5 protein-coding genes and 1 pseudogene are annotated in these 6,133 nt (G+C 44.4%); all 6 read left to right on the forward strand.

The genetic code is table 11. The annotated features are described in order from the left end of the window. The first annotated feature begins 57 nt into the window (after positions 1–57). The gene (locus HMPREF2904_RS03760) at positions 58–897 is read left to right on the forward strand and encodes a DNA/RNA non-specific endonuclease (protein ID WP_070660190.1); all 840 of its coding nucleotides are present in this window, start codon (positions 58–60) and stop codon (positions 895–897) included. Positions 898–978: 81 nt separating this feature from the next. After that, positions 979–1,701: a M57 family metalloprotease gene (locus HMPREF2904_RS03765; RefSeq protein WP_070660193.1), complete on the forward strand. Its 723-nt coding sequence runs from the start codon at positions 979–981 to the stop codon at positions 1,699–1,701. Positions 1,702–1,804: 103 nt separating this feature from the next. Continuing rightward, positions 1,805–3,712 carry an ABC-F family ATP-binding cassette domain-containing protein gene (locus HMPREF2904_RS03770; protein WP_070660196.1) on the forward strand — a complete coding sequence of 636 codons (1,908 nt, stop codon included), beginning with the start codon at positions 1,805–1,807 and terminating at the stop codon, positions 3,710–3,712. Continuing rightward, positions 3,713–4,588, forward strand: a complete 876-nt coding sequence (locus tag HMPREF2904_RS03775; protein WP_070660200.1) for an XRE/MutR family transcriptional regulator — start codon at positions 3,713–3,715, stop codon at positions 4,586–4,588. 21 nt (positions 4,589–4,609) lie between these two features. Further along, complete coding sequence (locus HMPREF2904_RS03780) at positions 4,610–5,788, forward strand: MFS transporter (protein ID WP_070660203.1); 1,179 nt, start codon at positions 4,610–4,612, stop codon at positions 5,786–5,788. 109 nt (positions 5,789–5,897) lie between these two features. Then, positions 5,898–6,133, forward strand: a pseudogene (locus HMPREF2904_RS03785) (MFS transporter); the annotation flags it as partial.

Raw genomic sequence — 6,133 nt, forward strand, 5'->3', positions numbered from 1 at the left:
GAGAGCAGCGAATCGAGTCAGTGACCCATCTAGCGCTGCTCTTTTTTGGAGAGATGTATGGCAAAACAAACAGTAAGCAAACGAACCAAACAAACCCTAGCAGGTTTTGTGGTGGCAACGGCCCTAGCTATTGGGGGCTATTATTTCAATCAACCGACGGTAAAAGAAGCGACAGATCAGGTTGTTTCGGTGGTGACTAGTAGCCAACAAGAAACACCTAGTAAAGAGTTAGCTAGCTCTGTACTAACGAAATCTGCTCGTTCACAATTAGGAAATGACTTGGAATGGAATGGTGCTGGAGCCTTTGTAGTTAAGGGAAATCGAACAGATCTGGATGCCAGTGTGGCTAGTCAACCCTATGCGGATAACAAGACAAAAGAAGTCAATGGAAAGACTGTGCCTACGGTTGCCAATGCCATCATGACCAAAGCGACTCGCCAGTACAGAGATCGAGATGCAACAGGTAGTGGCCTAACCGATTGGAAACCAGCAGGTTGGAATCAGGTCCACAATCTATCCGGTGAGTATGACCATGCTGTGGATCGGGGCCACCTATTGGGCTACGCCTTGATCGGTAATCTCAAAGGTTTTGATGCTTCGACGAGCAATCCCAAAAATATCGCTGTGCAAACGGCTTGGTCCAATCAAGCCAATGACCCTCATTCCACCGGTCAAAACTACTACGAGACCCTGGTTCGAAAAGCACTGGATAAGAACAAGCGGATCCGCTATCGGGTGACCTTGATCTACAACCAGCCGAAAGATTTGATTCCATTAGGTTCTCAGATCGAAGCCAAATCAAGTGATGGGACCCTTGAGTTCAATGTTTTTGTTCCTAATGTTCAAAGTGGGATTAGCCTGGATTATCGGACAGGCAAAGTAACCGTTCATCAATAAGCTGGAAAGCATGGCTATTTAAGTTATTTTTAAGAATGGGGTGTTACAATTGCATACCTTCTTTAAGAGAAAGGAGAATGTATGAGAACCATCTTTCGATTTTTCAGAGGAATCCTTCGCATGGCTTGGAGTCTCTTTTGGGGATTTTTCTGGACCATTGCCATCAGTTTTCTCGTCCTAGTGGGGATCATCTATTTCACAGATTCTCCTAGTTCTGGTATGGATGGGTTTGGACGAGCTGCCCAAAAGGTTGTCTATCAAGTCGGCAATTTATTTGGAGATCAGGGTTTTGCATCGCGCTTTGGGATGACGTCTAGCTCACAGACCACGCAGACGGACAATCATGAGCATAGCGGTGCTCGCTGGGAAAAAGCGGAGGCCACGGTCTACCTGGATCCTAATATCAGTCAAACTTTTGTAAAAGCTTATCGGGATGCTATTGAGGCTTGGAACCAAACAGGCACCTTTACCTTCAAGCTGGTTACAAATGAAAAAGAGGCTAATGTGGTCTTGACGGAAATGGATAACGCATCGGTTTCTGCAGCAGGAGAGACTGCCTCTCAGACCAACCTATTAACCAACCGCTTCACCCACATCACAGTGCGTCTCAATCGCCATTATCTTTTAAATTATGTCTATAACTATAGTTATGATCGGATTGTCAATACAGCTGAGCATGAGCTAGGCCATGCCATTGGGCTGGACCACACTGATGGAGAATCGGTCATGCAACCAGCTGGCTCCTTCTACAGTATTCAGGATACAGATGTGGAAGCAGTCCGACAATTATACAAGGAAGAATAAGTTTTAAAATACTTTCTAAAAGTTCTGAGCCTCAAGGGGCTCAGGATTTTTTGATGGCTCGTCTTTCCTTGTTTAATCCGTAAAAAGATAGTAAAATAGGGACATGATTATTTTACAAGCCAACAAAATTGAACGCTCTTTTGCAGGGGAGGTTCTTTTTGATAATATCAGCCTGCAAGTGGATGAACGAGACCGGATTGCCCTGGTTGGAAAGAACGGAGCCGGCAAGTCTACGCTCTTAAAAATCTTGGTGGGAGAAGAAGAACCAACTTCTGGGGAAATCAATAAAAAGCGCGACCTTTCCCTCTCCTATCTGGCCCAGGATAGCCGCTTTGAGTCGTCCAATACCATCTACGATGAGATGCTCCATGTCTTTGACGACCTCCGTAAAACGGAGAAAACTTTGCGGCAGATGGAGCTTGAGATGGGGGAAAAAACTGGGGCTGACTTAGAAAAACTCATGCAGGACTATGACCGTCTCTCGGAAGAATTCCGTCAGGCAGGTGGCTTCACCTATGAAGCAGATATCCGCGCGATTCTCAACGGCTTTAAGTTCGATGAGTCCATGTGGCAGATGAAGATTGAAGAGTTATCAGGAGGGCAAAATACCCGTCTAGCTCTGGCCAAGATGCTCTTGGAAAAACCAAATCTCTTGGTACTGGACGAGCCGACCAACCACTTGGATATTGAGACCATCGCCTGGTTGGAAAACTATCTGGTCAACTATAGTGGAGCCCTTCTTATTGTCAGCCACGACCGGTATTTCCTAGATAAGGTCGCAACCATTACCTTGGATTTGACCAAGCATTCCTTGGACCGCTATGTCGGTAATTACTCGAGTTTTGTGGAGCAAAAGGAGCAAAAACTGCTGACCGAAGCCAAGAACTACGAGAAGCAACAAAAAGAAATCGCGGCGCTGGAAGACTTTGTTAATCGCAATTTGGTGCGGGCTTCGACTACCAAGCGGGCTCAGTCTCGGCGCAAGCAGTTGGAAAAAATGGAGCGCCTAGACAAGCCTGAAGCTGGGACCAAGTCTGCCCATATGACCTTCCATGCTGATAAGACTTCGGGAAATGTCGTCCTGACAGTAGAAGAGGCAGCCGTCGGCTATGACGATCAAATCCTCTCAGAGCCTATTAATTTGGATATCCGCAAGATGAATGCAGTCGCTATTGTGGGACCAAATGGGATCGGGAAATCGACCTTAATCAAGTCTATTGTCGGACAAATTCCTTTTATCAAGGGTGAAGCCCGTTTTGGGGCAAATGTCGAGGTGGGCTACTATGACCAGACCCAAAGTAAACTAACGCCTCACAACAGTGTCTTGGATGAGCTCTGGAATGACTTTAAACTGACGCCAGAAGTAGAAATTCGCAATCGCCTAGGAGCCTTTCTTTTCTCTGGGGATGATGTCAAGAAAACCGTCGGCATGCTGTCGGGTGGAGAGCGGGCCCGCTTGCTTCTAGCCAAGCTGTCCATGGAAAATAACAATTTTTTGATTCTCGACGAGCCGACCAACCACTTGGATATCGATAGCAAGGAAGTGCTAGAAAATGCCTTGATTGACTTTGACGGGACCCTGCTCTTTGTCAGCCACGACCGTTACTTTATCAATCGGGTGGCTACACAAGTCTTGGAACTCTCAGAAGAGGGCTCAACTCTTTATCTGGGAGACTACGATTATTATCTGGAGAAGAAAGCAGAGTTAGAGGCCCTTGCTGCAGCACAAGCAGAAGCTGTGCCTGTTTCTTCGACCGAAGAAGGCACCAGCAATGATTATCACTTGCAGAAACAAAACCAGAAGGAACTCCGTAAAATCACCCGTCGCATTGAGCAATTGGAAGCAGAGATGGAAGAGCTGGATCAAAAAATCCAAGACATCACCGAAACTATGCATAGCACCAACGATGCAGCTGACTTGGTTCAACTCCAAAGCGAGCTGGATCAACTAACTGTCCAGCAGGAAGCGGTCATGGAAGAGTGGGCAGAACTGTCAGAGCAGGTGGAATAGATGGAAGATCTTGGAAAAGTTTTTCGTGAATTTCGAATTAGTAAAAATTATTCATTGAAAGAAGCTGCAGGAGAAGCTTGCTCGACCTCCCAGTTATCCCGTTTTGAATTGGGGGAGTCGGATCTGGCTGCTTCGCGCTTCTTTGACATTTTGGACAATATCCATGTGACAATTGAGAATTTTATGGATAAGGCCAGGAATTTTCAACACCATGAGCATGTCGCCTTAATGGCTCAGATTATTCCACTTTACTATTCAAATGATATTGCAGGTTTTCAAAAGCTTCAAGAAGAGGAACTTGAAAAAGCAAAGAGTTCGACCAATCCCCTCTATTTTGAGCTGAACTGGATCCTGCTACAAGGCCTGATTTGCCAGAGAGATGCCAGCTTCACGATGAAGCAGCGTGATCTGGATAAGGTGGCGGATTATCTCTTTCAAACGGAAGAGTGGACCATGTATGAGTTGATCCTCTTTGGCAATCTCTACAGCTTTTATGAGGTGGACTATGTCACACGGCTTGGTAGAGAAGTGATGGAGCGTGAAGATTTCTACAAAGAAATTGGTCGCCATCGCAAACTGGTCTTGATTCTGGCTCTGAATTGCTACCAGCATTGTTTAGAACACCGTTCTTTTGAAAATGCTAGCTATTTTGAAGCTTATGTAGAAAAGATTATCGGCAAGGGTATCAAGCTCTACGAACGCAATGTCTTTCATTATCTCAAGGGATTTGCCCTCTATCAGAAGGGGCAAACAGAAAAAGGGCGGCAGCAAATGCAGGAAGCCATGCATATTTTTGATGTACTGGGACTGCCAGAGCAGGTGGCCTATTATCAAGAACACTTTGATAAATTTGTAAAAAATGAATGTTCTAAATAGGACAGTGATAAAGGAGATTTTATGAACCGACATGCGGTCCAATTAATTAGTCGTGGAGCTATTAACAAAATTGGAAATATGCTCTATGATTATGGGAATAGTGTCTGGCTGGCCTCGATGGGGACTATAGGAAAGACGGTATTAGGGATCTATCAGATTTCTGAGTTAGTGACAGGGATTCTCGTGAATCCTTTTGGAGGAGTGGTTTCAGACCGTTTTTCTCGTCGCAAGATTTTGATGACGACCGACTTGGTTTGTGGGCTCCTTTGTTTGGCGATTTCTTTTATCACAAATGATAGCTTGATGATTGCGGCTCTTATTTTTGCCAATATTGTTCAGGCCATTGCTTTTGGTTTTTCTCGACCTGCCAATAAGGCCATTATTACCGAGGTGGTAGAGAAAGAAGAGATTGTGACCTATAACGCTCACTTGGAGTTAGTCTTACAGGTTGTTAGTGTCTGTTCACCTGTTTTTTCTTTCCTAGTTCTACAATTTGCCAGTCTTCATATGACCCTCTTATTAGATGCACTGACCTTTTTCATTGCTTTCGTCCTAGTGGCTTTCCTTCCGAAAGAAGAAGCTAAGGTTCAAGAAAGGAAAGAGTTTACCGGGAAAGATATTTTTTCTGATATCAAGGATGGGTTAGACTATATCTGGCATCAGAAAGAGATTTTCTTTCTCTTGTTGGTGGCTTCTAGCGTCAATTTCTTTTTTGCAGCTTTTGAGTTTTTACTTCCCTTCTCGAATCGTCTATACGGGGTTAAAGGAGCTTATGCGACCATTTTAACGCTGGGAGCTATTGGATCTATTCTAGGAGCGCTTGTTGCCAATAAAATGAAATCAAGTATGAAAATTCTCCTGTTTTTACTGATCATGGCAGGGATAGGAGTGTTTATGATGGGTTTGCCTCTTCCACCTTATCTTTCTTTTTCGGGTAATCTGGTCTGTGAATTTTTTGTGACCATTTTCGACATCCACGTTTTTACCGAAGTACAAACCAAGGTTGAAGATGATTATCTAGGTAGAGTCTTGAGCACAATTTATACTTTGGCTGTTCTCTTTATGCCCATCGCCAAAGGGTTGATGACTTGGTTGCCAAGTGTCCGCATGGAATCATTTCTCTTGATTGGAGCTGGAGTTATTCTCTTTTCACTCTTGGCTCAGCTAGTAGCTAAGCAGCTTCAATCAAAAGAACAGTAGGGATCCTTTGATAAATTTTCAAAATATTAATTTTCCCAAATAGGGGACAAAATGAAAACCTCTTTCATGAACTGATACAATAGTTTCAGAAAATGAAGGAGGTTTTTTTATGAATCGACATGCAGTCCAATTAATTGCTCGCGGGGCGATCAATAGAATGGGAAATATGCTCTATGACTATGGGAACAGTGTCTGGCTGGCCTCGATGGGGACGGTAGGAAAGACAGTGTTGGGGATTTATCAAATTTCTGAACTTGTCACCTCCATTCTAGTCAATCCATTTGGTGGCGTGATCTCAGACCGTTTTTCCCGACGCAAGATTTTGATGACGACCGACTTGGTTTG

Source organism: Streptococcus sp. HMSC072G04 (assembly GCF_001813295.1).
Lineage (GTDB): Bacteria > Bacillota > Bacilli > Lactobacillales > Streptococcaceae > Streptococcus.

Excerpts from the sequence above, each read along its gene's own strand:
- HMPREF2904_RS03760 (WP_070660190.1), top strand. The coding sequence starts at position 58 with ATGGCAAAACAAACAGTAAGCAAACGAACCAAACAAACCCTAGCAGGT.
- HMPREF2904_RS03765 (WP_070660193.1), top strand. The coding sequence starts at position 979 with ATGAGAACCATCTTTCGATTTTTCAGAGGAATCCTTCGCATGGCTTGG.
- HMPREF2904_RS03770 (WP_070660196.1), top strand. The coding sequence starts at position 1,805 with ATGATTATTTTACAAGCCAACAAAATTGAACGCTCTTTTGCAGGGGAG.
- HMPREF2904_RS03775 (WP_070660200.1), top strand. The coding sequence starts at position 3,713 with ATGGAAGATCTTGGAAAAGTTTTTCGTGAATTTCGAATTAGTAAAAAT.
- HMPREF2904_RS03780 (WP_070660203.1), top strand. The coding sequence starts at position 4,610 with ATGAACCGACATGCGGTCCAATTAATTAGTCGTGGAGCTATTAACAAA.